Here is a 26,172-nt window from a genome sequence, read left to right on the forward strand (position 1 = left end):
CGAGTAGTATTTGTGCATATATTTTTAATAAAACCTGCTGACAAACTATTGTTCTAGATGAATTAATCATTTTTGTACTAAGTCAATACTTAAAAAAAATATTACCAAAAAAAGCGTTTTCTTTTGAAAAACAATTAACACTATGATAATGTTGTTAACGTAAAATAGTTATAATAGTGTAATTTTTTGTTAGTAAATGAGCAATGTATATGTATGTTAATGAATTTCATCATTCATTACTTTTGCCATTAAGTTGTTGCGTAAAGGTATTTTGAAATTCAATCATGTATGTTTAAAAATTTGGAGGGTTTCTGGGATGGGAAGAACATTTAATAGCAACGAAGATCCTTGGCAAAGCTTTTCAGGTCCGAATTTAGCCTATCTTATGGATGTTTACGATTTGTATCTAAAGGATGCAAATCAGGTAGATGAGGAATTAAGAACTTTATTTGATAAATGGGGTCCGCCTCTATCATTGAATGCGAATGAAGAGAGTCCACAATTAGCCGAAGCAATTAAGAGCACAGATATCAGGAAAGTAGTTTCTGCTACGAAATTAGCTGACCATATCCGTCAATTCGGGCACTTATATGCTGATTTAGATCCAATTCATAAGGAACGTAAAAAGCTGGAATTAAACTTGGCAGATTTCGAACTAACAAGAATGGATTTAGAGAAGTTACCCGCAGACATCATTTGTGCCGTTGCTCCAACGCGATTAAATAATGCTTATGAAGCAATTCTATATTTAAAAGATTGTTATACAAAAACAATAGGTTTTGAGTTAAGTCATGTTCATAAGGACAATGAAAAACAATGGTTAACTGAAAAAATTGAAACAGGTGCCCTGTATCATAATTTTTCTACCGATAAGAAATTAAACCTTCTCAAGAAGTTAACAGAAGTTGAGGAATTTGAAAACTTCCTCCAACGGACATTCGTTGGACAAAAGCGGTTTTCTGTAGAAGGGTTAGATTCTCTTATTCCAATGCTCCAGGAAGTCATTCAACAATCGGTTCAAGACGGTGTCACAAATGTAATGATTGGTATGGCACACCGTGGTAGGTTAAGTGTTCTCGCTCATGTACTAAACAAACCATATGAGAAGATTTTTGCTGAATTCCAGCAAGCGCCAAATAGAGAACTTGTTCCTTCAGAAGGTTCGACAGGAATTAACTTCGGATGGACTGGAGATGTAAAGTATCATCTAGGTGCAGATTTAGAAGTCCAAAAAAAGCTAAAGTGACATTGGCGAATAACCCAAGTCACCTAGAATTTGTTGCACCGATTGTGCAAGGCTTTACGAGAGCGGTTCAGGATGATCGTTCAACAAAAGGATATCCTGTTCAAGACACATCTAAAGCTTATTCCATTATTATACACGGTGATGCTGCGTTCCCAGGACAAGGAATTGTCTCAGAAACATTGAATTTAAGTCGCCTTAAAGGATATTCAATTGGCGGTAGTATTCATTTAATTGCAAATAATAATATTGGTTTTACGACAGATAGTAGTGACTCAAGATCTACGCTATATGCTAGTGACTTAGCTAAAGGATTTGAGGTACCAATTATTCATGTAAATGCTGATGATCCAGAAGCGTGTCTATCGGCAATTTTGTTCGCCTTTGAATATCGTAAAACGTTTAAGCAAGATTTTATCATCGATCTAATCGGTTACCGTCGTTACGGTCATAATGAAATGGATGAACCGGCAACAACTCAACCGAAAATGTATGACATTATTCGTCAGCATCCAACGGTAAAAACAATTTATAAAAATACATTAGTGAACCAAGGTCTATTAAAAGAAGACTTTAAAGAATACGAACAAGACGCAAAACAACAGCTTCAGGAAAGTTATGAAACTGTGAAGAAGCTTGGGAATGAAAAGGTGGCAAATATCAAACGATCTGGAAATGTCATTTTCCCATTCGATGATATCGAAACAAAAGCATCGAAAGAGCTTCTTAATGAGATTAACGAACAACTACTTCAATGGCCGAAAGAATTCTCAGTGTTTCCTAAGTTAGGTAACATTCTAAGTAGGAGAAAAACGGCTTTAGGTGATGAGGGTAAAATCGATTGGGGATTAGCTGAAACGTTAGCTTTTGCTACGATTTTACATGATGGAACGCCAATTAGGTTAACGGGTCAAGACTCAGAGCGCGGAACATTTGCGCAACGACACGTGGTTTTAAATGACTATAAAACAGGAAAGAAATTTTCACCACTGCATCTACTGAACACAAGCAACGCATCTTTTGCTGTTCATAATAGTCCGTTATCAGAAATGGCAGTTGTCGGCTATGATTACGGCTACAATGTCATTGCTGAAGAGACACTCGTTCTATGGGAGGCTCAATACGGTGATTTTGCGAATGGAGCCCAAGTATTATTTGACCAATTTATTGCTGCTGGAAGAGCCAAGTGGGAGCAAAAGTCTGGTTTAGTAGTGCTATTGCCACATGGATATGAGGGGCAAGGCCCAGAGCATTCTAGTGCAAGGTTGGAACGTTTCTTACAATTAGCTGCAGAGAATAACTGGACTGTTGGAAACTTAACGAGTTCTGCGCAATACTTCCATATTCTTAGAAGGCAAGCCGCGACTTTAGGAAAGGATTTTGTACGTCCGCTCGTTCTAATGACACCAAAAAGTTTACTACGTCACCGCTTAACAGCTTCTACTGGTTTGGAATTAGCAGAAGGAAAGTTCCAACCGATTATAGAGGATGAGGTTTCTACACAAACGGAAGCTGTGAAACGTCTTGTATTATGTAGCGGGAAAATTGCGATTGATCTCAAGGAGACATTAATGGAACAACCGTCTAATACTGATTGGCTTCATATTGTCAGGGTGGAGGAACTCTATCCCTTCCCGAAAGAAAAGATCAAAGAGGTTATTTCCCGTTTCCCAGCACTAGAAGAGATTGCTTGGGTTCAAGAAGAACCACAAAATATGGGGGCATGGTCATACATGAATTTAAAAATTCGTGCCGCTGCTCCTGAAAATATGAAGATTCGCTATATTGGTCGACCATACCGTTCAAGTCCAGCTGAAGGAGATCCTACAGCCCATAAATTAGAGCAAAAAAGAATTATAGCTGAAACGTTAAAGGGAGGGCATCAAGGATGATAGAAATCATTGTTCCACAACTTGCAGAATCCGTTACGGAAGGAACAATTGCCGCTTGGTTAAAACAGCCAGGAGATAGAATTAACGCTGGTGATTATATCGTTGAGCTAGAAACTGATAAAGTAAATGTTGAGATTAATGCTGAAACTTCTGGGTTCCTGAAGGAAGTGTTGAAGCAACCTGGTGATACTGTTCAGGTAGGCGAGGTCATCGCGTATATCGTTGAAAGTGAAGAAACTACTGCTAACCTTGAGCCGAAAGCTGTTGAAGAAGTTAAGGAAGTGAAAGAAGCTCCTAAGGCATTAGATGAGTTAGCTAAACAGGAAGGTAGACCGCTGGCATTCCCTGCAGCGCGAAAGCTGGCACGTGAAAAGGGGATTGACTTAGGGGCAGTTGCAACTAATGATCCGCTTGGAAGAGTTAGAAAACAGGATGTAGAGTCTTATAAAGCTCCTACACCTCAACCATCAGCTCCAGCCCCCGTAGCGAAACAAGAGGAAGCCGTGAAACCGTTGAACGTTAGTTCGTCTAAACCGGTTGAAAGAATGAAGATGTCACGACGTCGCCAAACAATTGCCAAGCGCTTAGTTGAGGCACAACAAACAGCTGCAATGTTGACGACTTATAACGAAGTTGATATGTCAGCTTTATTAGACTTACGCAAACGCCGTAAAGATCAATTTTTTGAACAAAATGGCGTGAAACTTGGCTTTATGTCATTCTTTACAAAAGCATGTATCATTGCTTTGAAAAAGTTCCCATTAGTAAACGCGGAAATTCAAGGTGACGAAATTGTTTTGAAAAAATTCTATGACATTGGTGTTGCGGTATCAACTGACGAAGGCTTAGTTGTTCCAGTTGTCAGAGAAGCAGACCGCTTAGGTTTTGCTGAAATTGAGCGTGAAATTGGTGACCTTGCGAAAAAAGCTAGAGATAATAAACTTAAGCTTGATGATCTTCAAGGTGGTACATTTACAATTACAAACGGTGGTGTATTTGGATCGTTATGGTCAACACCAATCCTTAATGCTCCTCAAGTAGGAATATTGGGGATGCACAAAATTCAAATGCGTCCTGTTGCAATTGATGATGATCATTTTGAAAATCGACCAATGATGTACCTTGCTCTATCATATGATCACCGTATTATTGATGGAAAAGAGGCAGTTGGTTTCTTAGTTAAGGTAAAAGAACTACTAGAGGACCCAGAATCACTGTTTCTAGGTTAAATATTTAAGGGGTCTGACCCCCACCGCTTTAAAGCGCTGGGGGTCAGACCCCTTTTTCCCTTTATTTCTTTTTTTAATCTAGCACTCCCAAAGTGGGGTGAATGTGGACCTCGATAGAACTTGATAGTTGATAGCGTGGGAAGTAAAGAACAATGTTGCCATCCCAGGTTGATAAATAGTAAGGTTGGTCTTTTTTTATGTTTAATTCGTCGGTGTTTACATTCTCAAATTTTTTATCGTATTTTAGCATTGTACGAATTTTTTCCTCTAGATTTTCAAGTTCCTTCTCTGAAATGAAATCGAGTAACTCCATGGCTCGCCCTTTACCCAAATCAAATGTAAGAAATGAAGACATGGCATATGGATGTGCTAATTCGTCTGAACTCCATTCAGTTCTAAACTGAATACTAATTAGCTTATCAATTTCATAGATAATCGAGCCTGTAACATTCCCATGCAAGCCTAGCTCGTTGTCATAAGAAGCGAGAACAGCCCTGTTTTGAATTAACATATTTAACTCGTCAATGCTACTACTTTCACCAATTCCTTTTAATTGTCCTTGAAAGTAAGGAATAACGACGCTAGCTCCGTTTACATCAATCAATTTCTTTTGCACAAAGTAGCGGTTCATATTTTTCATCGGGTCATAAACATATTCTCCGTTACCTGCGAGAACATATTCAAACTCTAATTGGTCACCGGAAAAATTAACGTATTGAACTGTCACAAAAAAATCGGGCTCAGCCAAACTACGTTCAACGTTGGTCACCTTCATGGTGGAAAGATCAACATTTTCTTTCACGTAAGTAAGTAGTTTCTCAACGATTTCCATTTTTTCATAGTCAGAAAAAAAGCCATGTTGTTCGATAATTCCTGCATCATTTCTTACTAAACCGTAGTGATAAGCTATGAAGACATTGGCCCCTTCTTCAGATACGCCAAAGTTAATGAGTGCCTCATGCATTTCTTTTAGAGTCGTGTTTTCACTTTTAAAATCTACGTCTGTTTCTACTTTTTCTTCTGCAATTACCGCATAGTCAGCTTTCTCGGAGGTCTTAGGAAGACTAGATTCAACTCCTGTGTTCTTATCAGATAAGAGTAGCTCGACAGGATTAATTAAGATAAGTAATAAGAGAACTGCAACCATTCCTAGCCGAAATTTCCAACTAGCCATTGATCTTCTTCGTTTTACTTCTTCAAACATCTTTTGATGTAAACTTTCTTCAAATTCTTTTCTCGGCGATATACTCGGTCGTTTTCGTAATGGTTCTAGAAAATCATCATTGGGCATCTTCATGGAACAAAAAGCCTCCTTCCGCATTTTTAGAAATGTATTTTTGTAGCTGCTTTAACGCGCGGTGGTAATCAACCTTCACTTTAGATTCCTTCCAATTCAAAATTTCGGCCGTTTCCTTTATGCTTAATTCTTTTAACCCACGTAAGATAACGACATTTCGAAAATCAGGTTTTAACTTCAATAACGCCCATTGAATCTGCTCCCATTCTTCGATACCTTCATATCTCCCTTCAGGATTGTCAAAGGTTGAAGGAGAAAGGCGCGAAAATAACTCGGGGAGATAGTGTTGAATTTTTCTCTTTCGAAAATAGTCGATGGTCGTATGACGAGCAATAGATAAAATCCATGTTTTCGCGGAAGAGTGACCTTGAAAAGAATGGAAGTTTTTCATCACTTTCATAAAAGTATCTTGAGTTAAATCTTCAGCCTCGGATTGGCTATTCGTAAAATACAAACAATATTGGTAAACATCGTCTAAATACTCATGATATAATTGCTGAATCGTTTCTTTATGATCATCGTACGGCAAAAAACTTTCCTCCTTTCAGTATCTTTTCACTATATAGTCGTTTAGCGCTGTAAAATGGTTTCAGTTCCTAAAAACAAAGTTCACTTTTTAATAAATAGGAAAATTACAGGGTAAGTTATGTATGTAAAAATAGTAGGAGGTGAAAGCATCATGGCAAGAAAGCCAAGACCGACAAAAGGGAATAGAGATACCGCGATTCCTGGTGAACCAAGCGTTAACCCAATGGGAGTATCCCCGGATCATGAATTCTCAACTGAGCCTTTAAGTAAAGGAGCTCTAAAGGCGAAAAAGAGTAATACAAAAATATAATTCAAATTTGCAGTATATAGAGAGGCCAGTCCTAATTTTCATTGGGACTGGCTTTGTTTGGAGATAAGAAATATAAATTACTTACGTGATGTTAAGTTCTTGGGCTTTTTTTTATGAAATTTGTCGTTCAAAAATCTCTAATTACTAGTATAATATAAGTTATTATTATTTTTGGAGGTCATTATGGTTCGAACAGTTATTTGGTTTGCTTACTTTTGGTATCGTTTAATTATTACATATCCAGCACTACTTAAGGCTAAAAAATTGTACAAAAATGGACAAACAAAAGAGATGGAACAGCTTATTTCAATACAGCAGAAAAATGGGCATATAGCCTTGTTAAACTGACAGGTTCTACAATTGAGGTAAGAGGAAGAGAAAATTTACCTGAGACAGGCCCTTTTGTCATTGTCAGTAATCATCAAGGGAATTTTGACATCCCAATCTTACTAGGTTTCTTAGAACGACCTATTGGCTTCATCTCAAAAGTTGAAGTGAAAAAGTTACCAATCGTTAGGGATTGGATGGTTTATATGAACTGCGTGTTCCTTGACCGTCAAGATCGTCGTCAAGCGATAAAGGCGATAAATCAAGGAGCTGAAAATATAAAAAAAGGTACGTCTATCGTTATTTTTCCAGAAGGAACTAGGAGTAAAGGAATGGAGATGAATCCTTTTAAGTCTGGTAGCTTTAAATTAGCGCAAAAAGCAGAGGCTACGATAGTTCCGATCGCCATTAATGGTTCATATAGGATAATGGAGAAAAACGGCAATCGCATAAAACCAGCAAAGGTTACTGTGACAATCTTACCTAATATTCAACCAGAAGTTTATCAACAGAAAGATTTGAAGGAACTTGCACTTGAAGTTCATGAGTTAATTAATAACGAGGTGAACTACCCGCCACTTAAATTCTAACGAATTTTGAAGTGGGGGCTTCTCGAATAATAGGTGCTTTTACTAGCCACCCAAATTGACCGAGCTATCCCCGCTGAACCAGCGGTTCGAAATTATAATCAACTAGGCTATTTCGTTTCTGAAAGTAGTCTTTTTCCTTCGTTTTCAATATTTTTTGCAGCATTTTCGTCACGGTCAGATTCATGACCACAAGAACACTTATATATTCTTTCTGAAAGTGATAGTTGTTCTTTGACTTCGCCACATCTTGAACACGTCTTTGAAGAAGGGAACCATTTATCAATCTTGATAAATGCCTTCCCTCGGTCCTCAAATTTGTACTTTAAGAATGTAGTGAACATACCCCAACCGTTATCTAGCACGCTTTTCCCAAATTTTAGAGCCTTTGACATGCCCTTCATATTAAGGTCTTCAACAACAACGGCATCGTAATTATTAGCTAAAGCATAACTCTTTTTATGAAGAAAATCACGACGTTGATTGGCGGTTTTTTCTTGTAGTTTCGCTATTTTCTTCTTTGTTTATACCAACGATTGGAGCCCTTTTTACGGCGTGACAAAACACGCTGTTCTTTGGCTAATTTTTCGAGAGATTGACGATAGAAGCGAGGGTAATTGGCTCTCTCACCATCACTTGTCACGTACAAATCAGTCATTGAAAAATCCAAACCAACAACGTTTTTCGGTTCGACTTTTCCACATTTTCTTCAAATTCAGTCAGAACAGATGCATAGACCTTTCCAGAACTAGTCATCGAAATTGTTACAGATTTCAATTGGTGTGTTACTGGTATTTCTCTGTGTTGTTTAAGTTTGACCCTTCTCATTTTAGGTAACTTGATATGACCTTCCAAAATTTCAATATTCCCGTTCACAACATTAGTTGTATATGTTTGTTTATGTTTTTTGCTCTTGAATTTTGGAAACTTTGCATTCTTTTTGAAGAAAGATTTATAGGCTTTGTCTAAGTTCATTTGAGCGTTTGCCAAAGAAAGGCTATCTACTTCTTTCAAAAATGGATATTCCTTTTTGTATTTAGCTGGCGTAGGATGTTTATGCTTCAATAATTCATCCTTATTCTCTTTGAACTGTTCGTAATTTTCGATTCTATCATTCAGCATTTTGTTGTACACAAAACGTACGCAACCAAAGGTTTTCTTCAATAGAGTCAACTGCTTTTCTGTTGGATATAATCGAAATTTGAATGCTTTGTTCTTTTTAGCCATAGCAAGTCACCCCTCGAACGTATGTTCTAGGGTTATTTTACTAAAACTATGTCTAGTTGTCTTTGTTTTGCTTTTTCTTTTCCAAAACAAATAAAAAAAAGAGCCATTCATCTCCCACCTACCGCTAACGCGCTTGAGGAAGGAGAATTCTGGCTATAAGTTGTTAAAAAAATAATATTAAAAAGCTTTGAGGCAAAGAACGTCTCAAAGCTTTTTAATATTGGGCTGTTTTCGGCAAAGTTTGTTGCTTTCAACACACGAATATAAAATTTCACTACTTAGTTAGTAAAGTAGTGCTCTTTTCTTACTAAATTTATTGAGTCTCTCCTTTCAAGAGATTTTTCCAATTATTTTAAGTTAAATAGCAACAAGTTTTTTTGTGCGACGAGTAACCGCAGGAGCAATGTTTTAGAAAAGAGCCTTATATTTTTAGAAAAGTTAAAAAATAAAAAGGGATTTCCACATCTATAGCTAATTATATTACTATAAGTTTAGATTTCTAGGAGGTTCACGATGATGACAGTAAAAGAAACGTTGAACATGCTTGCCCAAAAAATGAATGACCATTCAGAGGGCATTAAGGGAGTTAATACAGCCTATCAGTTTGATTTAAGTGGTGAAGAACAAGGTACCTTTCAAGTCATAATTAAAGATGAGCAGGTCCAAGTTTTTGATGAGGTAAAAAGAGAGCCAAATTGTACCCTTCAACTATCTGATCAAAATTTATTAAAATTAATTGCTGGGAACTTAAATCCTACAGTAGCGTATATGAGCGGTAAGCTGAAAATAAAGGGCGAATTAGGTTTGGCCTTAAAGCTGCAATCAATTTTAAAAAAATATGAATGATAAAAAGAAAGCATGCCAAATGGCATGCTTTCAATACTTTTATAACAATTTAAAAAATTAATTAAACGTTTGATTAATTCTTCTTTGAATAATCTACGTGCTTTTTATCTAATTTACTTTCAATTTTCTTTATCGCGTCTGGGTCACTTAGTAGCTGTTTTTTATTTTCCGCTACAAGTTCTTCAAATGATTTACCAAATATTTTACGCATATGCATCGTTCCTTTAAGTTGTATTTGACTCTTTCATTATAACGCATGTAAGTAGGTACTAACTTAATCAATTGTTACAATAATTTGAATTATCAGTAAAAAACTTTTCTTTCTGTCTATATCGTTATATTCACCTATGCAAAAAAAAAACATACTGTATACATATATTAGTTTTTGGATACTCAGTTTTGAAAGGTGAGTGTGTATACATGTATTACCATAACTATCTGCAAACGTCTTCCAAGGACATCTCGAATATGCTAACGTTGGTTATTGAAGTTGTTAGATTTGAAGCGATCACTGAATTGACCTTTGATTATTTGAAGGTGATTGCCCCTTCTAATGAAGATAGTAAGTTTCTACAAGCGATGCTAGATGATGAACGTGAGCACTTTGATGAATTAAAAAAAATATACTTTGCTTTAACAGGACAACAACCTGCCGGAGATCCACCAACTTTTGAAGTCCCAGAATCATATAGTAAAGGCATAAATGATTTGTTTCTCCAAAAATTAGAAATAATTGCGATTTATAAAAAGATCAGAAAATTATCTCCGTTTTTAGCTGTAAGAGAAAAAGTAGCCGATTTTATCCACGATGAATTAAGACATTTGCCAATGTTAAATCATATTCTCATCAACAAATATGACGGCGAAAGGTTTTATGATTATCGAACCATACCTAATCATTATCCACCAACATACTCATAAAAGAAAAGGAGTTTATGCCAGTAGGGTATAAATTCCTTTTATCAACTGTGGATAAGAAGAATAATATCAACAAGCTTATGCACAGGTTGAATCGTTAATAGGACAAGCATTGTTAATTATTATTCACAGTTAAACACAAAAAACATAAAGTTATCAACAAAGTTATCCCCAATCCTAACAGTTACTAACAATTTTCGTTCACAAAAGTGTCATAATTGTAATCGTTTACAGCGTTAAATCGCTATTTACAATTACATTTTAATTTATTAGAATATTCACATAAATAGAAAAATTACCTTAGAAACGAATACTAAACAAAAAAAGAGGAGGACATCTAAATGACGGTAACAATTGATGTAAAAGTTCTTGAGGAAATGGAACGGAAAATTGAGCGTTTAAGTAAGGAACTAAAGGAGCTTAGAAAACCTGAAGTCAATAGTTTTGAGAAACTAGAGACAGACGTCTTCCTAACAGAAGCATATAATTAAAGAGCTTAACAAATGTTGAGCTCAGAGTGATGTGAACCCCCTGTTTGAAAATAAAAAATAGGGGGTTCTTTTATTTGCAATAAACAGCTAACTATCTGTCCTGAGCAGCTGCGCGATTGGCCTAACCAAGAGCAAGAAATCTACGATAGGCTAAACTGGCTGTTGTCTTTGTTTTCTAACTAAGTTTAAGCTTTTTAAATTAAAGTTGGTTTCTAAAGTGAAATACTAACAATTCATTGGTTATTATTGTAAAATAGATATATCTATACGAGTAGGAGGAAACTATGATTTCAAAAACAACGGAAATTGAAAAAATTGTATTACCAACTCCATTTTTAGTTGGACCAGTCAATGTCTATGTTATTAAAGGGGACTCACTAACACTAGTTGATACAGGACCAAATACATTAGAAGCAAAAGAATACTTGACGAAGGCTTTAAATAACTTAGGTTTCACACCTACTGATATTGAACAAGTCATTTTGACCCACCACCATCCTGATCATGTAGGATTAATTGAAGAACTTTTTTCTCATGCTAAGATCATTGGTCATGAAAAATGTGATCTGTGGTTACGAAAAGATTTAACGTTTGTATCAGCTATTGAGGATTACTTTTATCGATTCTTTAAAAGTCATAGTGTCTCAGAAGAGTTAATTAAAAAAATGGTCAAAGCTAATCGGTACTTTTTATCATTTACGGGTAAAAAGGGCCTTGATATGAAAGTAAAAGAAGGAGATACCATCCCGGGGCTTCCAGGTTGGAAAGTGATTGAAACACCTGGACATGCTCAGAGTCATATCTCACTATTCCACGAAGCTGAACGTCTTTTAATTGGTGGAGATCATATCATTGCTCATATCTCTTCTAATGCGATTTTAGAACCGCCTTATAATAAAGGAGAAGATAGACCATTAACATTACTGCAATATAGAGAGGCACTAAAAAAATGTTTAAATCTGAATGTGAGTAAGGTTTACTCAGGTCATGGTGAGACTGTTGAAGACTTGAAAGGATTATTAGATATTCGCTTTATGGAACATGAAGAAAAAGCGTTGCGTTTAAAAGGTATGATACCTAAAGAAGGCATTACAAGCTTTGAATTATGTCAATTATACTTCCGTCATATCTATTTGAAAGAACCAATGTTAACAATGTCTGAAATCATTGGGCACTTAGATTTATTGGAAGTGCGCGAAGAGATTGAAACAAGATCAAGAAATGGGATTATTTTTTATTTTAAAAAATGAGTGGTTATTCATTCACTATTTACTATTACTCTTCACTTTGAAAATATTGTACGAGTTGATATGATTATTGTTAAAATATAACTATGCATTTAGTTACGATAGGGGTGTGGGGAGTTTGGATGAAAATAAAAAGAAGCTTTTAATTCGTAGTGTAGTGATCGGTGGTATTGTTGGCTCACTTGCAGTTGCTTTTAAGTCAAAGGCAAAAGTGTGCACCTGTGTCACAAATTGCTACGAGAAAACAACAGAAGTTTTGAAATTCGTTAATGAGAACCGAACGGAAATCATTGAGCAATTAAAAACGACTAGTGATAAAGTAACGAAGACGATTGATGAAACAAATCATGATTTAAAGGCTATCACGGAAAACATAAAGCACTTAAAAGATAGCTCTTCCCAAATGATCTCAACCGTACAAGAAACGAAAGATCATCTTGTGACGATGTATGAAACATGTAGAGAGAAATTCGATGAAGGCCAAGAAATAGCCGACAAAAAAGATGCATAACTTCTTTCAAGTTTGCACATTATAATGAGCGAGGAGGGCGTTTCAGTCCTCCTTATAAAAACCATATACACTAGCCAATCATTCGGAACGATGTAAGGAAAGTTAGAACTGTTTTTTGAAGCAACATCTCAAATTGAGAGGTGTGATAACCTTGAACATGGTAGTGCAACATTAGCAATTACCAATGAAAGAGGTGTTACCAGCAGACAAAAACCGCTACGGCCCTAGAACATCAATTTTGAATAGGCAGTAATGTGCTTATGGTTTTAAGAAGGTAATCACATGCCGTGGTTGCCTTCTTTTTTATCACGATTTTCTACATTATTGCTACAGATTTGTAACAGGCTAATCTATACAAAAGCTAATTTCTTCTATAAATTGAAAGTAGATAGACGTTAGTAAATGGAGATTGGGGTGCTTTATGAAAAAGCATGTAGTATTTTTAGAAGTAGAAGGTGGAAATGATAAGGGTCCAGATGGTCTAAGACCAGATACGATGCCAATGATTAACTCATTGAAAAAAATGGGATGGACTGCTGAAGTTATTTTTTATAGAGAAGCTAAGAAGTCAGAGATTCTACAGACCATTGTCGAGTCAGCTGATGCTTATGTGAGTAGGATAAATCCTGGGAATTTAGAAGATGAAACAAGTTATTTTGATATGCTGACTAGCTTAACTAATCAAGGTGTTATTGGTATGGAACGTCCAGAGGTAATGATGAGCTATGGTGCGAAAGATGTTCTAGTTAAGCTTCGTGATACAAGCTTGGTACCTTCAAATACGTATGTTTATTATACAATGTCTGATTTTATAACCAATTTCCCAAAAGAGTTGGCTAAAGGAGAAAGAGTCCTGAAACAAAACCGTGGCTCTACAGGTGAAGGTATTTGGCGTGTGGAGTTGTTGAACCAAAATGAAGTTGATGAAAATGGTGCCTTATTTTCAGCGAATGTTCAATGCACAGAAGCGAAAGATAACCAAGTTCATCAATTTCAGTTGGGAGAGTTTCTAAACTTCTGTGAGCAATATATTGAAGGCGAAAATGGGATGCTTGTGGATATGCCATTTCTACCAAGAATTGTTGAGGGAGAAATTCGCATATTGATGATCAATGACAAACCAGTAAATGTAGTACACAAAAAGCCAGCAGCAGAAGAACATGCCTTTTCAGCAACCTTATTTTCCGGTGCTAGTTACCGCTACGATTCACCTTCTGAATGGCCTAATTTAATAAGCTTGTTTCAACAAAAATTACCAATGGTTGTTGAGATTTTAGGTAATTATGACTTACCGCTCATTTGGACGGCAGATTTCATCTTAGATACGGATGAAAATGGGCAGGACAAATATATCTTAGGCGAAATGAATTGTTCTTGCGTAGGCTTTACATCTCACCTCGAATTAAGTGATGACGTCGCAGAAGCAATTATCAAGCTTGTTACCAAAAACAAAAGTAAAGAATTAGATAGACAATTCTAAGTGAAAACCCCTTAGGTATAATGCATGTGCCTAAGGGGTTTTCTTGTTGTTAAGAAAAGTATAAGTTTTTTACTAAAGGGGTATATCAAATGAAATATTGTCCTTAAGCCACATTGATTACCAAAGGTTGTTTTCAAAAGTTTATTGCTTAAGTAAATACTAAGATTTCACTACTTATTTAGATAAGTAGTGCTCTTTTCTAACTCAATTTATTGGGTGATATCTTCATCTAAGGTTCTGTTTATTTTTAGGTTAAAAAGCAACAAGTTTTTTTGTGCGACGAGTAACCGCAGGAGCAATGTTTTAGAAAAGAGCCATAAATAAAAAAGATGTTTTAAAAACGGTGATCTAGGTTAAAGAATGGTAATCCGCTAGTTAAAGGAGGCACCAAATGGGATTACAAAATGTGGTTGAAAAGTTAAGAAGTAATGAGTATAAAGGGAGTGTACTAACGATTTACTTAAATACTGACAGAGGTGAGTGTCAGAACAGCTCCTGGAAAATTAGATTAAAAAACGGCTTAAAGAGGCTTGAGGAATATGTTGCTCTAAGTTATGGTGAGAAAGAACGAAAACGGTTAAAAAAATTAACCAAAAAAGTAGAGAAAACTATCTATGATGCAAGGACAAATCTCCAAAAAAGCGTTGTTATTTTTGCTTCAGAAGAGGACAAGCTTTTCTCGGTGCATTATTTGCAAGTTTCCGTTGAAAATGAATTTTTCTTTGAAGGAAGCCCGGAGCTGTCACAGATTGAAAAAATACAGAAAAACTACGAAAGAAGTGGAGTCATCATCGCTAATGAAGCGGAGATTATATTAATGCACTCGGAATTAGGGGATCTTGAGGTAATAAACAAGTTTGAGTTCGAGGCTTATACAGATGACTGGCGATTGTTTGAAGGTACAACCGCATCGGAAAGAATGGGAACACGAGCAAATCACCGTGACCATTATCAGGAAAGATATGAAGCTAATCAACAACGTTGGCTGAGGAGTATCATTTCGGTCATTGAAAAAAGTGCCAGTCAACAAAAATGGAGTCATGTTCATATTATTGGACAAGCCAATTACCTAGCATTATTAGAAAATGAGTTGAATATTCCGATCAAAAATGTACTTCGGAAAACGGTTTCAACAATTAATCAGAAAAAAGTGATAAATAGAGAGATTTTGGCGATATAACGAATGAAAGTTTTGCATTTTAATAGATGCTATGCTAGTATTATATGTATCTAGAGCAATGCTTTAGTAGCTTTGCCAGTTAATGGTGAAGTAAAATCTAACATGTGTCAAGGCACGTATTTTAGGAGGCAATTTATAATGCAAAACGGTAAAGTAAAATGGTTTAACGCTGAAAAAGGTTTCGGATTTATCGAAGTTGAAGGTGGAAACGATGTATTCGTTCACTTCTCTGCTATCCAAGGCGACGGATTCAAATCTTTAGAAGAAGGTCAAGAAGTTTCTTTTGAAGTTGTTGAAGGTAACCGCGGACCTCAAGCTGCTAACGTAACTAAACTTTAATTTTTAAAAACAATAAACAACAGCTCTCACATTTGTGAGAGCTGTTTTCCGATTCTAGATGGCATTGTATTTTCTTTCATCGACTTCCTGTACCTCGGCCTTTTGAGTGAAAATCAAGCCTGCGACTAAGACGAATAAGAGCATTCCACTAATAGAATAGTAGATGCTACCAGTTTCAAATAGATCGATGAAAAATCCACCAACAACTGGTCCGGCGATACTCCCTAAAGCAAAGCAGATCGAAACCATCACATTTCCAGTAGGAATTAATGAGCTAGGAATTAAGTCAGCTAGATAAGCAATTCCTAACGAAAAGGTTGAACCTAAGAACATTCCGGCGACAATAAAGGAAATCAATAAACCAGTCATTGACGCTTCAAAAAAGGCCATCGAAACAAATGAAACGAAGCCAAGAAAAAGTACAGAAAGTAGGACGTTTTTCCGTCCAATCTTATCACTAAGCATCCCTAAAGGAAGCTGCGTGATTAAACTACCGAATACGAAGGATGGCAGTAGGATAGAGACCCATTCAATTGAAATCCCTGATCGCATGGCATAGACTGGGAAACTTCCATGTAGAGAAGCTTCTAATAGCCATAACAAAAACCTGGTAGCAACGCAAACCATGCTAATGAGAGGACTTTTTTGTATCTTGCAAACGTATTAAGGTGGGAACCAGTTTGAATTTCATTATCTGGCCACTCATTCCGCAGCAGCATAATAAAAATCCACGAAAACAAACTTGTAACTGAAGCAATAACAAACGGCAAATATTCATTAATTGAAAGTAAACGTGTCATTAAAGGACCAATTCCAAACCCAATCCCGAAGGCTAACCCATAAATTGATAAGTTTCGACCTCGCTTTGCTTTAGGACTAGTCGAGGTAATCCATACTTGGGTAGCATAATGAATGAGATTATCCCCAATCCCAACGATAACTCGAAGGATAAACCAAAACCAGAACACCTGCCAAAATGGGAACAACAGTAATGAAATAGCAACTAAAATTAACCCAGTAACAATGACTGGTTTGTATCCAAAAGTTCGTACAGGTTTTTCAATTAATGGTGAGATTAAAAGAATTCCAATGTAAAGGCCTGCTGCGTTCAGTCCGTTTAACGATGAAGAAACTCCAATTTGTTCGAGCATAATTGCAAGAAGAGGAAGAAGCATTCCTTGAGAAAAGCCTGCAATCATGACCATCCCAACTAACACCCAATAACGATAGACGGGATTATTTGGCTGTACGGCTTGCATATAAAAACCCCATTCGAGTAAAATTTTTTTAAGAATTATCCACTCCTTATTGTAACTTTTCTCATAAAGGATGCAAGGATAAAAGTTTGCTTCTTAAAAGATGACGAATTCTCGCTGAATGTATAAAATGATAAACAGGATAAAGAAAAAGGAGAGATACGATGAAATTTTTTATGAAGGAAAATGGCTTTGAAACTGAAGTGGAGTATGGTAAATTGCAAATTTGTGGTGATGAGAAATATGGATATCGCCCGTATCAACTTTTGGTCTCAGCAGTAGCAGTATGTAGTGGTGGCATTCTGAGGAAAGTATTAGAAAAAAAGCGAATTTCTTTTTCTGATATCACGGTAACGACAGAAGTTGAACGCAATGAGAAAAAGCAAATAGCATTAGTAAGATACATATGCACTTTTCTATCACAGGTACTGGCTTAACAGATGAAATCGTTGAAAAGTGTCTGAAATTAACCAGAAAAAATTGTTCGATGGTTCAATCAGTTGAAGGTAGTATCGAGATTACGGAGTCATTTGAAATTAAGGAATAGTGTTATTAACCATGATATAAACGAAAAAAAGGGCTGCGGCAATGCAGCCTTTTTCCTATTACAATTACATAATCGTCGTTTCGTGATTGCCTTCAACTAATTCGATATGTTCTGGTTCAATTTTTAATAAGCAATACTCAGGATCATTTGGACCTTCTAACCAAGGTGTCAATTGGTCATTCCAATACTTTTCTTTTAATTGTTGGTCATTTACGACGGTTGCGGTTCCTTGAAGCTCAATGTATTTATCGCCTTTTTGATCAAAACCTAAAAGCACATGTACGTTAGGGTTGTCTTCAATTTCCTCTACTTTATGTGTTTTCTTATTTGTGGCTGTATAAAGTTGTAATTCATCATGAAAGAACATCATATACCTTGCATGAGGCTTGTTTCCCTGCATGGTAGATAACACACCGACATGGTCGCTATCGATGATATTTATTACTTGTTGCAGATTGTTGTTGTCCATTTTGGTACTCCCTTCCAATTTATCTAAGGGTAAGATGGAACGATCCCCTCTAGTTAGTTTTTTGTTCTAAACTTGATTTCATTCATTTTTTTTATAGTGCTTTCATTTTAGTCCTTTTCGGTAAAAAATTTGTGTTAGAAAAGAGCCAGATGACCAGAGAGAGTAACACTCTAGGTAAAAAATTGGTTTAATAAGGTAACCTAAGTTTAATCATCGAGGATATAATAAAAACAACTCCTATTGAAGATGGCCGTGATCGCGTTGATTGCTGCCTTTTGTTTTTACTTCCGTAAACAGCTGATTATTTTGGTTTTGTGCCGGTATAATAGTCGGTGGAGGGATTTGCCCGCCAGGAAGCTTGCTATGGATATAATTAATTAAGAGTTGAAGATCCTGCTTTGTGGCAGGTTGGGCATGTTCTTTTAATAATAGACCGATTTGTCCACTTGGCTCGATAGTAGCCATTTGTACATCGGAAAATTGTTTAACACTTTCTTGACGAAGCCTTACTTCAAGCTGATCGATGGTTAAACGTAGCCTCTTTAGATTTTTTTCTAATACCACACCGTTTTCAATGACGAGTATACCTTTCCCAGTAATAAACGACTCGAATTTATCATTTTTCATTTGAATAAATTCCATAAAAATAAGCACTAGGACAAGCAGTAAAGCAATTAGAAATGTAACAAAAATATTGCGGTTACTCACTGGTTGTATCATTAAGTTCCCAATTGAAATCATGATGACGGTTTGTGAAACAGTTAGCTGGGAGATTGATTTTCTTCCCGCTAATCGTAAAACAAGTGAACCGACAATAACGATTAAGATTGATTTCCAAACCCAATGGAAATCCATTAATCTCACCTACTTTAAAAAAGATATATGAGGTAAGTTTCCATTAATATGCAATTATTATTCTAGTGCAGTTTATTAATTGAAAAAGTCTTTGCTATCTATCTAATTTTGATAGATAATATTTATTTACTTACTTTTAGACGTGGTACTTAAAAACGTACACACGAGCAAATGCTAATTAAGGAGTTTTTGAAATGATAATTAAAAGAATACTTAGTTTCCTGTTAGGGTTAATCATCCTCTCACTAGGAATAAGCTTTTCCATTCTTTCAGATCTAGGTGCCGGGGCTTGGGATGCATTGTCTGTTGGATTAGCAAATTTAACTGGATTTACGGTAGGTACTTGGACCATCTTAGTTGGAGTGATATTAATTTTTATTAATGCACTGCTTCTGAAAAATCGGCCTGATTTCATTGCAATGGTTACGGTATTGATCATAGGCTACTTCATTGACTTTTGGCTATTAGTTATTTTTCCTAATTTTGTTGTAGGAACAATCGTAATGCAAGTTATCATCTTACTTAGTGGTGTTCTGCTTATGGGGTTTGGTATTGCCACGTACTTGCAGGGGAAATTTGCTGTTGTACCTATTGATCGCTTTATGTTAGCGATACAAAAGCGGGCCAAGGTTAGTTTAGGGGTTGCTAAGACATTGGGTGAGGTGACGGCTTTAATTCTTGCCTTCATTGTCGGAGGGCCAGTTTGGGTCGGGACTATTATTGTCACGTTATCGATTGGACCACTTATCCAAATCTTTTTCCCACACTTAGAACGTTTAATTCATGGTTCTAACTAAATAATTCCTTAACAAATGTAGTTGCGAATCATTTTGAACTCAGTAGCGAAAATAATAATTAGGAAATTCATAAAAGGTGGATAAATTTTTCTTCCTTCGAAAAAATAACGGTAGCCACTTTTGTAAATATCGTTATTTTAGGAGGGAAATTGCATTGAAAAAATTAATGATTATTTTTACCTTGTTTTGCTTACTAGTAAGCCAGCCTTTTTCAGCTTTTGCAGAGGATAAAGAAGAAGATAAGGGAATCCCTAATTATGTCTTAAATATCTCCAAGGAGAATACGTATCCAAATCCTACTCAAGATTTGCCATATTTACAACCTAGTGAATTGGCTCAAGAGCTATTGGATACGGCGAATGTTCCGATTGAGAACCCTGAATTAATTAGGATATTAAATGAGTCGACAATTAAGGGGAACAAACTCGCACTTACGTTAAATGCTTCCATTTATCTAGGTCAGTGGCCTTTGGCATATGAGTCTCAAGAAACGAGTGTCAATTGGGAGTATCAAAAGGTAAACACGAATTATCATGATAATCGTGGGGCAACTGCGCCAAAAAGAATTCAATACACTCAAGAACAACAAAAGAAGGTTAATGGTGGTTTAACAGCGCAAATCCCAAACAGTGACGAAGTTCAAAAAATGATGATGATTAAAGCAGCCGAAAAGACAGGTCTACCATTAGCTTTATCAACTGTGATTGGTCACGGTACGAAGAAAGAGCAAGTATATAATGTGCCGATCAAACAGGTTGGATATTTATATTCGTATGTTCCAGCCGCTAACGAAAAAGGGAAAGTAACCTATGGCGAAGTGTACTTAATTATCAAAGGCGGTAAAAAGCGCATTGAAGTGAAAAACGTGACTCAACAAGGGATCGGAGCATGGATCCCTGTTCAAGACCATGTGGCACTTAAATTTTACTCAGCAAATCAACCACGATAAAAAAATCTTGGGTGCCAATGAGCACCCAAGATTTTTTATTTCAGACATTTTTTTCGATTTTTGCTTGTTGCTTCGTAAAATCAGTCGTTGGATAATAGGTATCTTTCACAAGAAGATTTGGGCCTAAGCATTTTACGTGTTTACAATGACATGACAAGCTTTTGGCAACAGCGGTGGCGTTCCAGTTATTATAGGCTTCGATTAAGGATGTTTCCTGAACATTCCCTAGCGAAGGCACGTCTCCAAAGTCAGTAACGATTATCTCACCATCAAATATATTTACATTTAACCTTGAACGACCATCTGGATCGTTACGAACAGTAACATTTTTTTCTCGATAAAGACGCTCTAGCAAGGCGACGTCTGCTTCTCTCTCACTGCATGCATAAAAGGGGAGTGTCCCAAATAACATCCAGACGTTTTCATTGCGATGATTTAAAAGACGATGAATGCCATCCTGAAGTTCTGAAATTGAGGCAACTTCTAAAGAACTAGCAAAATCACTCGGGTACATCGGATGAACTTCATGACGCTGGCAGCCCATTTCAACAATTTGATCATGAATGGATTCTAAATGAGGAAGAGTGCGCTTATTAATCATCGTTTCAGCAGAGACGATAACCCCTTGGCTCGTCAGTGCTTTTGCATTTTCAATCATCCGCGTAAAATAGAGGGCCCTTTGCTCGTAGGATGGTTTTTTGTCCATCATCGCAAATCCAATCTCCGCAAAGTCTTCAACACTACCGTAATTATGAGAAATATGAAGAACATCTAAATATGGGACGATCTTTTGGTAGCGGCTCAATTCTAACGTTAAATTTGAATTTATTTGTGTCCTAACACCTCTTTGATGGGCATACTTCAAAAGGGGGACAACATATTCATCCACGGACTTCATTGATAGCATCGGTTCGCCACCAGTAATACTTAGTGAGCGCAGATCAGGAATTTCTTCTAAGCGCTGCAGTATTAACTCTAAGGGTAAAGGTTTGGGATCCTTCGTTTGTAATGTATAGCCAACAGCACAATGCTCACAGCGCATGTTACATAATGTCGTTGTTGTGAACTCAACATTAGTTAAACGCATCTCACCATATTCTTCTATGTCTAGATATGCTTCCCACGGATCATAGGAAGGAGTAATTGCTTTTAAATTTTTCAAACGTAACTTCCTCTCTAATGCATTTTAAAAATTTATAACTTATATTAGGGTAATTAAATATTACCGTACTTAATACATTCTACATTATATTAACGGTTAGAATAATAGCAAAAACTTTGTTTTCGAAGCAAAACAATACTATACTAAGGAAGTATAGAATCGAAAGGGGTAATTCAACTTGGGTAAATCAGTTTACGATCAAAAAGAACAGCTTAACTTCTTACATGGGAAAATGGAACTTTTAATGACTATGTTAGATTCCATTGAACCGGAAGCAGCTGGGGTTGAAGAGATCGACCGTATCATTGAAATGTTAGATGAGATTGAAAATAAATGCAAAAAATTTAGAAACGATCTAAAAGAGGACTAGAAGTAGTAGCAAAGGGAGAGGTACGTTTGATATTATACCTAATTCGTCATGGACAGTCTGTCGCCAATCAAAGTGGTATTATTCAAGGACGCAAAGAATTTCCGTTATCAGCAGCTGGCAAGAAGCAAGCGACGCTGTTAGGAGAGTTTTTTGCGTCTAAATCTATTGACTATCTGTATTCAAGTGACTTAGAGCGAGCCTATGAAACAGCAACCTCTATTAGCGCACATCATCCCTTAGACGTAATTCCATGGGACAAGATTAGAGAGATTGGTTTAGGTCCACTTGAAGGGAAAACAAGACAAGAGATTGTTTTACAGTATCCTGAAATAAACAAAACTTCATCGATTTTAACCACTGGAATTACTGGGACAGAGACTGTGGAGGAGATCACAGCCCGATGTCAGTACGTACGACAACAGTTACTTTCGGGGCACAAACGTCATCGGGTTGCCCTTGTTTCTCATGGTGGCTTTATTAGTATTTTCCTGATGTATTTAATGTTTGGAGAGAGCTGGAATGAGGTTCATCGTCCATTTATTATTGGCAATACAGGCGTTACGAAAATTGAGTTCTTGGAAAATGAAAAGCCCGTTTTTCATTATATTAATAAAGATTCCCACCTATTGCTTGGTGATGTCAAAAGTGAGAGTGTGCTATATTAATAGTTGAGAGTGTAGAGTTAAGAGTTTAGAGTTAGTGAAAGATCTGCTTCGGAGCCATTCTGAAGCGACTATAAACTCTACACTCTACACTCTACACTTTAAACTATTTGAAATCGTTTTCAGTAGTTTTTAAAATTTTTAGACAAATAGTATCTTTAACGTTGTATAATTACTAATGGATAAAAAATATATTTTTTTGCTTGGGAAGGGGAAATTGGAGTGGAGAAATTTAAAGAAAGCATGTATAAGCTGATTGTTGAAACATCTACGAATCTTCCAAACGATGTGCGACGCGCGATCCTTCAGGCTAAACAGAGAGAAAATGCTGGAACGACAGCTGCTTTATCTCTTGGAACAATTACAAAGAATATTAGTATGGCAGATGAAAAGGTATCACCGATTTGTCAGGATACGGGAATGCCAACGTTTGAGATTAAAGTACCAGTTGGGGCAAACCAAATCGAGATGAAAAAAGCGATTAAAGAAGCGATTGCTGAGGCAACTAAAAATGGTAAGCTTCGTCCTAACTCTGTTGATTCCCTGACAGGTGAAAATAGTGGGAACAATTTAGGTGACGGAACACCGATTATCCATTTTGAACAATGGGAAAAAGATGAAATTGATGCGCGCCTGATTTTAAAAGGTGGCGGTTGTGAAAATAAAAATATTCAATATAGCTTACCTGCAGAGATTGAGGGTCTAGGCCGAGCAGGTCGTGATTTAGATGGAATTAGAAAATGCATTCTTCACTCAGTATATCAAGCACAAGGACAAGGCTGTAGTGCTGGTTTTATTGGGGTAGGTATTGGTGGAGATCGTATCTCTAGCTATTCCTTAGCAAAAGAACAGCTATTCCGTTCTTCAGAAGACGTAAATCCAATTGAAGAACTACGCATGCTTGAGGACTACGTAATGGAGCATGCCAATAATCTTGGGATTGGGACGATGGGCTTTGGTGGTGAAGCGACATTACTTGGCTGTAAAATAGGGGCTCTTAACCGCTTACCAGCGAGCTTCTTTGTTTCAGTTGCGTACAACTGTTGGGCGTTCCGCCGTTTAGGTGTGACGTTAGATGCAGCGACTGGTGATATCAAAGAATGGCTTTATAAAGATGGTGAAGAAATCAAATTTTCTCAAGATGAAGTGGCAGCAGCGACAGAAGTTAAGTCAACGAGTCGTGAGGTTGTTCTTCAAGCGCCAATCACTGAGGAGCAAATTCGTGATTTAAAAGTTGGTGACGTGGTTATCCTTAACGGTGCGCTTCATACAGGACGCGATGCGATCCATCATCATTTAATGGATCACGATGCACCGATTGATTTAAATGGTCAAGTCATTTATCACTGTGGACCTGTTATGCTAAAAGATGAGCATGGTGAGTGGCACGTAAAGGCAGCAGGACCGACGACAAGTATTCGTGAGGAGCCTTACCAAGGTGATGTGATGAAGAAGTTCGGCATTCGTGCCGTTATTGGTAAAGGTGGAATGGGACCAAAAACATTAAAAGCATTACAAGAGCACGGTGGTGTGTATCTAAATGCAATAGGTGGAGCGGCTCAATATTATGCGGACTGTATCAAAAAAGTAGAAGGTGTTGACCTTTTAGAATTTGGTATACCAGAAGCAATGTGGCATTTACAAGTAGAAGGCTTTGCAGCCATCGTAACGATGGACTCGCATGGTAACAGCCTACATGCTGACGTTGATAAATCGTCATTTGAAAAACTCTCTGAATTAAAGGAAAAGGTTTTTAAATAAGTAGTAGATGACCCAAAACCAACTTTAAGTTGGTTTTGGGTCATCTTTTAGTTATATGGTCACGCTGGCTCGTGGTGCGTGTGTTCCTGACACCCAGCAAAAAATAGTAAGACAAAACGAAACGAAACATCTAACGAAAACGGATATTTTTCCACCTAATGAAAAAAACTAACAGAAAATCATGTGGAGAGGTTGGTTAGATGAAAAAATTTATTTATTTACTACTTATTGCATTCACCTTTTTTGTTTTGCCCCAAGCAAATGCTGAAGCCTATAGTAATAAAGAATATAATTGGAGTTTTAATCCAAAGCCTAACAATGAACCAGCGACAACCGAAGCTATTTATGAAGAGCTTCTTTCTAAATACGGGGGCTTTTGGATTGGTGATACTGAAAAGAAGGAACTTTACTTAACCTTTGATAATGGGTATGAAAATGGATATACACCGAAGATCCTTGATGTTCTGAAGGAGAAAAAAGTTCCAGCAGCATTTTTCGTTACAGGTCATTATTTATTAGATCAACCAGAGTTAATAAAACGAATGGCTGATGAGGGACATATAGTCGGTAATCATTCATGGCATCACCCTAGCTTACCTGCAGTAGATGATGCGAGGTTAAAAAGAGAGCTTGAAAAAGTGAAAGTGAAATATGAGGAACTAACTGGTAAAAACGATATGGTCTACTTACGCCCACCACGTGGGGTGTTTAGCGAACGGTCATTAGCGTTATCACAACAGCAAGGCTATGTAAACGTCTTTTGGTCGTTAGCCTATAAAGATTGGGAAGTAGACAATCAAAAAGGTTGGAAGTATGCATATGATCAAATTATGAAGCGTGTTCATCCTGGGGCTATCATGCTTATACACTCCGTATCAAGTGACAATGCCGAGGCGTTGGATAAGGTTATTGATAACCTTCGAAAACAAGGATATGAATTCAAAAGTTTAGACGATTATATGCTCCAACAACAGTTGGACGGTTTAGAGTAGAAGTGTAGAAGGCCCATTCATAAATTGAATGGGTTTTTCATTTTAGGTACAACCAACTAATTGGAATATTATGCTAAACTGTAAATGGTTTGTTTGTGTAACAAAGGAGGAGTTCCAATGCAAATTAGGAGACCAAGTCTGGAAGATGTAGAAGTATTACATCAATTTTTCAGACTGGTAATTACTGATACGTTCGCAAAAGAGGGTTTAGGTCATCTGCTGGATGACATAGAAAAGGAAATCGAAAGTAAGAGAAAGCTTGTCAGTACAGACCTTGAGAGTAATGGAAAAGATCGCTACTTTTTAGTAGCAGTAATGAATGATCAGCTTCTAGGTACAATTGAATTTGGCGCTGCTAGCAACCTAATTATTGAGTGTACAAACGGTGAGTTACAGGGGCTAAATGAAGTCGGGACAGTATTCGTTCACCCCAATTATCAGAGACAAGGGATAGGAACTTTGTTACTAAATGCGATGTTCTTAACTTTACAAAATATCGGGACAGAAGAATTTTGCTTGGATAGTGGCTATAAAACAGCACAGAAGATTTGGCAAAAGAAATTTGGTGATCCTGAATATATATTGAAAGATTATTGGGGAGTGGGAAATGATCACCTGATTTGGCGAAGAAGGTTGAGTCAGCTCTTAAAGTAACTTGTTATTAATTTAGTGCTAGAAATTTTCAAAATGTGAAGAAAAT

At 36.7% G+C, this 26,172-nt stretch carries 27 protein-coding genes and 3 pseudogenes; 21 read left to right on the forward strand and 9 right to left on the reverse strand.

Going from position 1 to position 26,172, the window contains the following annotated elements; all coding sequences use genetic code 11:
- The first annotated feature begins 316 nt into the window (after positions 1–316).
- Positions 317–3,135: pseudogene (locus H1D32_RS03055) on the forward strand (2-oxoglutarate dehydrogenase E1 component).
- Positions 3,132–4,364: a 2-oxoglutarate dehydrogenase complex dihydrolipoyllysine-residue succinyltransferase gene (odhB, locus tag H1D32_RS03060; protein WP_261176689.1), complete on the forward strand. Its 1,233-nt coding sequence runs from the start codon at positions 3,132–3,134 to the stop codon at positions 4,362–4,364. Before H1D32_RS03055 ends, odhB begins: the two are co-directional and overlap by 4 nt.
- Before the next feature lie 73 nt (positions 4,365–4,437).
- Here odhB and H1D32_RS03065 read toward each other — a convergent pair whose 3' ends face one another.
- Together H1D32_RS03065 and H1D32_RS03070 are read right to left on the reverse strand one after the other, a co-directional pair.
- Positions 4,438–5,661 (reverse strand): hypothetical protein, encoded by a 1,224-nt coding sequence (locus H1D32_RS03065; protein ID WP_261176690.1) that lies wholly within the window; start codon positions 5,659–5,661, stop codon positions 4,438–4,440.
- Positions 5,645–6,190 carry an RNA polymerase sigma factor gene (locus tag H1D32_RS03070; RefSeq protein WP_261176691.1) on the reverse strand — a complete coding sequence of 182 codons (546 nt, stop codon included), beginning with the start codon at positions 6,188–6,190 and terminating at the stop codon, positions 5,645–5,647. The genes H1D32_RS03065 and H1D32_RS03070 overlap by 17 nt, the downstream gene beginning before the upstream one ends.
- A gap of 150 nt (positions 6,191–6,340) precedes the next feature.
- Between H1D32_RS03070 and H1D32_RS03075 the strand changes: the two genes are divergently transcribed.
- The 3 genes from H1D32_RS03075 to H1D32_RS03085 all read left to right on the forward strand — a co-directional run bounded on the left by H1D32_RS03075 (position 6,341) and on the right by H1D32_RS03085 (position 7,416).
- A complete protein-coding gene (locus tag H1D32_RS03075) occupies positions 6,341–6,499 on the forward strand; it encodes a small, acid-soluble spore protein L (RefSeq protein WP_261176692.1) in 159 nt (52 codons plus the stop codon).
- A gap of 183 nt (positions 6,500–6,682) precedes the next feature.
- Entirely contained in the window at positions 6,683–6,847 is a 165-nt protein-coding gene (locus tag H1D32_RS03080; protein WP_261176693.1) for a hypothetical protein, read from the forward strand.
- 59 nt (positions 6,848–6,906) lie between these two features.
- Positions 6,907–7,416, forward strand: coding sequence for a lysophospholipid acyltransferase family protein (locus H1D32_RS03085; RefSeq protein ID WP_261176916.1), 510 nt, complete (start codon positions 6,907–6,909; stop codon positions 7,414–7,416).
- 107 nt (positions 7,417–7,523) lie between these two features.
- Here H1D32_RS03085 and H1D32_RS03090 read toward each other — a convergent pair.
- Positions 7,524–8,640 (reverse strand): annotated as a pseudogene (locus tag H1D32_RS03090) (RNA-guided endonuclease TnpB family protein).
- Positions 8,641–9,153: 513 nt separating this feature from the next.
- Between H1D32_RS03090 and H1D32_RS03095 the strand changes: the two are divergent.
- Positions 9,154–9,486, forward strand: coding sequence for an SCP2 sterol-binding domain-containing protein (locus tag H1D32_RS03095; RefSeq protein WP_261176694.1), 333 nt, complete (start codon positions 9,154–9,156; stop codon positions 9,484–9,486).
- A 73-nt stretch (positions 9,487–9,559) separates the two neighbouring features.
- Here H1D32_RS03095 and H1D32_RS03100 read toward each other — a convergent pair whose 3' ends face one another.
- Positions 9,560–9,697 (reverse strand): FbpB family small basic protein, encoded by a 138-nt coding sequence (locus H1D32_RS03100; protein WP_261176695.1) that lies wholly within the window; start codon positions 9,695–9,697, stop codon positions 9,560–9,562.
- A 209-nt stretch (positions 9,698–9,906) separates the two neighbouring features.
- Here H1D32_RS03100 and H1D32_RS03105 point away from each other — a divergent pair, with 209 nt between their 5' ends.
- The 7 genes from H1D32_RS03105 to cspD all read left to right on the forward strand — a co-directional run bounded on the left by H1D32_RS03105 (position 9,907) and on the right by cspD (position 15,652).
- Complete coding sequence (locus H1D32_RS03105; protein WP_261176696.1) at positions 9,907–10,407, forward strand: ferritin-like domain-containing protein; 501 nt, start codon at positions 9,907–9,909, stop codon at positions 10,405–10,407.
- 338 nt (positions 10,408–10,745) lie between these two features.
- A complete protein-coding gene (locus tag H1D32_RS03110; RefSeq protein WP_261176697.1) occupies positions 10,746–10,895 on the forward strand; it encodes a hypothetical protein in 150 nt (49 codons plus the stop codon).
- A 284-nt stretch (positions 10,896–11,179) separates the two neighbouring features.
- Positions 11,180–12,145, forward strand: coding sequence for an MBL fold metallo-hydrolase (locus tag H1D32_RS03115; protein ID WP_261176698.1), 966 nt, complete (start codon positions 11,180–11,182; stop codon positions 12,143–12,145).
- Between the two features lie 115 nt (positions 12,146–12,260).
- The gene (locus tag H1D32_RS03120) at positions 12,261–12,653 is read left to right on the forward strand and encodes a hypothetical protein (RefSeq protein ID WP_261176699.1); all 393 of its coding nucleotides are present in this window, start codon (positions 12,261–12,263) and stop codon (positions 12,651–12,653) included.
- A gap of 421 nt (positions 12,654–13,074) precedes the next feature.
- Positions 13,075–14,133, forward strand: coding sequence for a Cj0069 family protein (locus H1D32_RS03125; protein WP_261176700.1), 1,059 nt, complete (start codon positions 13,075–13,077; stop codon positions 14,131–14,133).
- A 391-nt stretch (positions 14,134–14,524) separates the two neighbouring features.
- Positions 14,525–15,313: a VLRF1 family aeRF1-type release factor gene (locus H1D32_RS03130; protein ID WP_261176701.1), complete on the forward strand. Its 789-nt coding sequence runs from the start codon at positions 14,525–14,527 to the stop codon at positions 15,311–15,313.
- A gap of 138 nt (positions 15,314–15,451) precedes the next feature.
- Positions 15,452–15,652: a cold-shock protein CspD gene (cspD, locus tag H1D32_RS03135; RefSeq protein WP_261176702.1), complete on the forward strand. Its 201-nt coding sequence runs from the start codon at positions 15,452–15,454 to the stop codon at positions 15,650–15,652.
- A gap of 54 nt (positions 15,653–15,706) precedes the next feature.
- On the opposite strand, the gene H1D32_RS24860 is transcribed toward cspD, so the two are convergent.
- Together H1D32_RS24860 and H1D32_RS24865 are read right to left on the reverse strand one after the other, a co-directional pair.
- Positions 15,707–16,255, reverse strand: coding sequence for an MFS transporter (locus tag H1D32_RS24860; RefSeq protein ID WP_314733325.1), 549 nt, complete (start codon positions 16,253–16,255; stop codon positions 15,707–15,709).
- Positions 16,240–16,911: an MFS transporter gene (locus H1D32_RS24865; RefSeq protein WP_314733326.1), complete on the reverse strand. Its 672-nt coding sequence runs from the start codon at positions 16,909–16,911 to the stop codon at positions 16,240–16,242. The genes H1D32_RS24860 and H1D32_RS24865 overlap by 16 nt, the downstream gene beginning before the upstream one ends.
- A 161-nt stretch (positions 16,912–17,072) precedes the next feature.
- Between H1D32_RS24865 and H1D32_RS03145 the strand changes: the two are divergent.
- A pseudogene (locus H1D32_RS03145) lies at positions 17,073–17,455 on the forward strand (OsmC family protein).
- A gap of 64 nt (positions 17,456–17,519) precedes the next feature.
- Here H1D32_RS03145 and H1D32_RS03150 read toward each other — a convergent pair.
- A complete protein-coding gene (locus H1D32_RS03150; protein WP_261176703.1) occupies positions 17,520–17,924 on the reverse strand; it encodes a pyridoxamine 5'-phosphate oxidase family protein in 405 nt (134 codons plus the stop codon).
- 237 nt (positions 17,925–18,161) lie between these two features.
- Positions 18,162–18,779 carry a DUF421 domain-containing protein gene (locus H1D32_RS03155; protein ID WP_261176704.1) on the reverse strand — a complete coding sequence of 206 codons (618 nt, stop codon included), beginning with the start codon at positions 18,777–18,779 and terminating at the stop codon, positions 18,162–18,164.
- Positions 18,780–18,973: 194 nt separating this feature from the next.
- Here H1D32_RS03155 and H1D32_RS03160 point away from each other — a divergent pair, with 194 nt between their 5' ends.
- Together H1D32_RS03160 and H1D32_RS03165 are read left to right on the forward strand one after the other, a co-directional pair.
- The gene (locus tag H1D32_RS03160) at positions 18,974–19,576 is read left to right on the forward strand and encodes a YczE/YyaS/YitT family protein (RefSeq protein WP_261176705.1); all 603 of its coding nucleotides are present in this window, start codon (positions 18,974–18,976) and stop codon (positions 19,574–19,576) included.
- A 154-nt stretch (positions 19,577–19,730) separates the two neighbouring features.
- On the forward strand, positions 19,731–20,525 hold the full coding sequence (locus H1D32_RS03165) for a YfkD famly protein (protein WP_261176706.1): 795 nt from the start codon (positions 19,731–19,733) through the stop codon (positions 20,523–20,525).
- Positions 20,526–20,565: 40 nt separating this feature from the next.
- Here the strand turns inward: H1D32_RS03165 and yfkAB are convergent, their stop codons facing one another.
- Positions 20,566–21,687 (reverse strand): radical SAM/CxCxxxxC motif protein YfkAB, encoded by a 1,122-nt coding sequence (gene yfkAB / locus H1D32_RS03170; RefSeq protein ID WP_261176707.1) that lies wholly within the window; start codon positions 21,685–21,687, stop codon positions 20,566–20,568.
- A 178-nt stretch (positions 21,688–21,865) separates the two neighbouring features.
- Between yfkAB and H1D32_RS03175 the strand changes: the two genes are divergently transcribed.
- From H1D32_RS03175 to H1D32_RS03195, 5 genes are all read left to right on the forward strand, one after another.
- Complete coding sequence (locus H1D32_RS03175) at positions 21,866–22,057, forward strand: SE1561 family protein (protein ID WP_261176708.1); 192 nt, start codon at positions 21,866–21,868, stop codon at positions 22,055–22,057.
- Positions 22,058–22,083: 26 nt separating this feature from the next.
- Positions 22,084–22,722, forward strand: a complete 639-nt coding sequence (locus H1D32_RS03180; protein WP_261176709.1) for a histidine phosphatase family protein — start codon at positions 22,084–22,086, stop codon at positions 22,720–22,722.
- Between the two features lie 219 nt (positions 22,723–22,941).
- A complete protein-coding gene (locus H1D32_RS03185; protein ID WP_261176710.1) occupies positions 22,942–24,480 on the forward strand; it encodes a fumarate hydratase in 1,539 nt (512 codons plus the stop codon).
- Positions 24,481–24,680: 200 nt separating this feature from the next.
- Entirely contained in the window at positions 24,681–25,472 is a 792-nt protein-coding gene (gene pdaA, locus H1D32_RS03190; RefSeq protein WP_261176711.1) for a delta-lactam-biosynthetic de-N-acetylase, read from the forward strand.
- Between the two features lie 117 nt (positions 25,473–25,589).
- A complete protein-coding gene (locus H1D32_RS03195; RefSeq protein WP_261176712.1) occupies positions 25,590–26,126 on the forward strand; it encodes a GNAT family N-acetyltransferase in 537 nt (178 codons plus the stop codon).
- Positions 26,127–26,172 lie beyond the last annotated feature (46 nt).

The organism is Anaerobacillus sp. CMMVII, assembly GCF_025377685.1.
GTDB lineage: Bacteria > Bacillota > Bacilli > Bacillales > Anaerobacillaceae > Anaerobacillus.